The following is a 2,863-nucleotide window of genomic DNA, read 5'->3' as shown; positions in this document are numbered from 1 at the left end:
CAACACTCTTTTCTTTTGATCGTTCACGCTACTGATCCTTTATTCAAATTGAAGATCGACAATCGGGGTAAATGAAAAATACTCAAAATTCCCTTCTATCGATCTTTCGGATCAAGCGCATCGCGCAAGCCGTCGCCCACCAAATTGATGGCCAAAACGGTAACCAGAATGGCAATGCCTGGGAAGGTCACAACCCACCATGCCCGCAACACGAATTCACGCGCTTCAGCAAGCATTGTGCCCCATTCAGGGGTGGGTGGCTGTGCGCCCATGCCCAAGAAGCCAAGCGCTGCCGCATCCAAAATTGCTGTTGAAAACGACAAGGTTGCTTGCACGATCAAAGGCGCAAGACAGTTTGGCAAAATGGTTTTGAACATAAGCCGCATATGCCCAGCACCTGCCACTTTGGCAGAGGTCACATATTCGCGGTTGGCTTCGCTCATCACCGCAGCACGCGTTAAGCGGGCAAAGTGAGGTTGCAACACAATCGCGATTGCGATCATGGCATTCACAAGGCCTGGGCCCAAAATCGCCACCAGCACCAAGGCCATCAACAAGGATGGAAACGCAAGGATGATATCCATCACCCGCATGATGATCCCATCAACCCAACCACGGAAATAACCCGCCACAAGGCCAATGATGATGCCGCCGGTCAAGGAAATCGACACAACGATTACCCCAATGAACAGCGAAAAGCGCGAACCATGAATTAGGCGAGACAGCATGTCTCGACCCACTGCGTCGGTGCCAAGGATGAATTTCCAGCTGCCACCAGTTTCCCAAACAGGTGGCATCAAAAATGCATCGCGATATTGGTGACCCGCATCGTGCGGGGCCAACCAAGGCGCAAAGGCGGCCACAAAGACCATAATGCCAACAATCACGAGACCGATTACGGCCCCTTTGTTGGCGCTAAAGTAATGCCAAAACTCGTTGAGCATTTGCAGTTGCGCATTGCGCGCTTCTGCTTTGACAACGGTTTGGTCAACTTTTGTTGTTTGTGTATCAGTCATCTTGATATCCTCACTGATGCCTGATGCGCGGGTTGATGAAGCCATAGAGCACGTCAACAGTGAGGTTTACCACCATCACGATCAGCGCAATCAGCACCAAGCCACCCTGCACAGACGGGTAATCCCGTCTAAAAATACTATCAACCATCCACTTGCCGATGCCCGGCCAAGAGAAAATGGTTTCGGTCAAAATCGCCCCAGCAAGCAAAACACCGACCTGTAGGCCGATGGTGGTGATCACCGGAATAAGCGCGTTACGCAATGCGTGCACGCCAATAACCTGCATTTGCCCCAAGCCCTTGGCCCGCGCGGTGCGCACATAGTCTTCGCCCAACACTTCTAGCATGGCTGAGCGGGTTTGGCGCGCAATCACTGCCAATGGAATTGTGCCCAGCACAATGGTTGGCAAGATCAAATGCATAAAGGCGGATTTAAATGCCCCTTGTTGTCCCGACAGGAAACTATCGATCAGCATAAAGCCGGTGACTTGTGGGAAATAATAGAGAAGCGAAATCCGGCCCGATACTGGTGTCCACCCCAATGTGCCTGAGAAGAAGATGATGAGCAAAAGCCCCCACCAAAAAATCGGCATAGAGTAACCAGCAAGCGCGATGCCCATGGTCGTTTGATCAAACCACGACCCGCGTTTTACAGCGGAAATAATGCCAGCTGGAATGCCCAACAATACCGCAAATATAATCGCACAAAGTGCAAGTTCTATTGTGGCGGGAAAGAGGGTCAAAAACTCGTCCAGAACAGGGCGTTTGGTGGCAATCGATGTGCCAAAATCACCTTGAAACAGGTTGACCAAATAGGTGAAATATTGCTCCCAAATTGGCTTATCAAAGCCAAATTGGACCAGAAGCTCTTGATAGCGCTCTGGCTTAACCCCGCGCTCTCCTGCGAGCGCTAGGATTGGATCCCCCGGTAGAACACGAACGAAGCCAAAAGCCACAATCGTGATCCCGAAAAATGTTGGCACAATCATGGCCAACTTACTGATGATGAATTTGAACATTCTTTTTTTCTAAGAAAACAGGCGCTGTTCAATACAGCGCCTGCTTCAGTCCCCTTAAGTTCGATCCAAGACCTACTGGTCTAGATCAACACCGTCAAACCAGTGACCGCCCAATGGGTCCATCACATAACCTTTAACTTTCTTGGACATTGGCATGAACACTGTTGAGTGCGCAATAGTCGCCCAAGGTGCTTCACGCTTAAACACAACCTGTGCTTCTTCATAAAGCTTAGTACGTTCTGCAGCGTCTGAAACAGTTTTCGCTTTAAGTGTCAAAGCGTCAAACTCTTCGTTACACCACTGAGCGCGGTTTGAACCACCAACACCATCACAGCCCAAAAGAACCGCTAGGAAGTTGTCAGGATCACCATTGTCGCCAGTCCAACCAAGTAGAACCGCACCTTTACGATCCAATTCTTTCGGCTGTTCTAATGCTATTTGTGGTTGAGTTCTACCATTATTAAACAAGTCTAACGCTTTTTGATGAACCGCCGTTGTTTCTCTTTGGCTTTTCCAGTTTGCAGAAATTTGCCACTTTTCAATGGTTCTTACTGGTGCTTCAATTATTTTTTTTGCCGTACGCTATTGTTGCTAAAAAAAGAGAGCATTGGCCTGGAGCTAAATTGCCAACAATTATGTTTATATTAAATTTGGCATTTGGGTGGACAATCGTTGGTTGGCTCATTTTGTTGGTTATGGCCCAAGCTTTACCAAAATAAAATTGTATTGAAGAAAACTAAAGAACAATGACTTAAACTAAAAGCGGTTAGTTTTGCTATTTTTTGGTTTATTTCAATGATCACTTTCTTCCAATTAATGGGCTTTATAC

General features: G+C 47.9%; 3 protein-coding genes and 1 pseudogene. 1 reads left to right on the top strand and 3 read right to left on the bottom strand.

What is annotated here, in order from left to right; genetic code table 11:
- Positions 1-95: 95 nt before the first annotated feature.
- From Q0231_RS06670 to Q0231_RS06660, 3 genes and pseudogenes are all read right to left on the bottom strand, one after another.
- Complete coding sequence (locus Q0231_RS06670; RefSeq protein ID WP_299346616.1) at positions 96-944, bottom strand: ABC transporter permease subunit; 849 nt, start codon at positions 942-944, stop codon at positions 96-98.
- An 82-nt stretch (positions 945-1,026) separates the two neighbouring features.
- Positions 1,027-2,034, bottom strand: a complete 1,008-nt coding sequence (locus Q0231_RS06665; RefSeq protein ID WP_269393123.1) for an ABC transporter permease subunit — start codon at positions 2,032-2,034, stop codon at positions 1,027-1,029.
- A 72-nt stretch (positions 2,035-2,106) separates the two neighbouring features.
- Positions 2,107-2,454: pseudogene (locus Q0231_RS06660) on the bottom strand (ABC transporter substrate-binding protein); the annotation flags it as partial.
- A gap of 134 nt (positions 2,455-2,588) precedes the next feature.
- Here Q0231_RS06660 and Q0231_RS16695 point away from each other — a divergent pair.
- A complete protein-coding gene (locus tag Q0231_RS16695; protein ID WP_367274474.1) occupies positions 2,589-2,753 on the top strand; it encodes a superinfection immunity protein in 165 nt (54 codons plus the stop codon).
- The last annotated feature ends 110 nt before the right edge of the window (positions 2,754-2,863 follow it).

Source organism: uncultured Maritalea sp. (assembly GCF_937139385.1).
GTDB classification, from domain to species: Bacteria; Pseudomonadota; Alphaproteobacteria; order Rhizobiales; family Devosiaceae; genus Maritalea; species Maritalea porphyrae_A.
The sequence above is the reverse complement of the archived record's forward strand: the minus strand, read 5'-3'. Positions and strand labels throughout refer to the sequence as shown.

Coding starts and splice junctions, on each gene's coding strand:
- Q0231_RS06665 (WP_269393123.1), bottom strand. CDS start 2,034: ATGTTCAAATTCATCATCAGTAAGTTGGCCATGATTGTGCCAACATTT.
- Q0231_RS06670 (WP_299346616.1), bottom strand. CDS start 944: ATGCTCAACGAGTTTTGGCATTACTTTAGCGCCAACAAAGGGGCCGTA.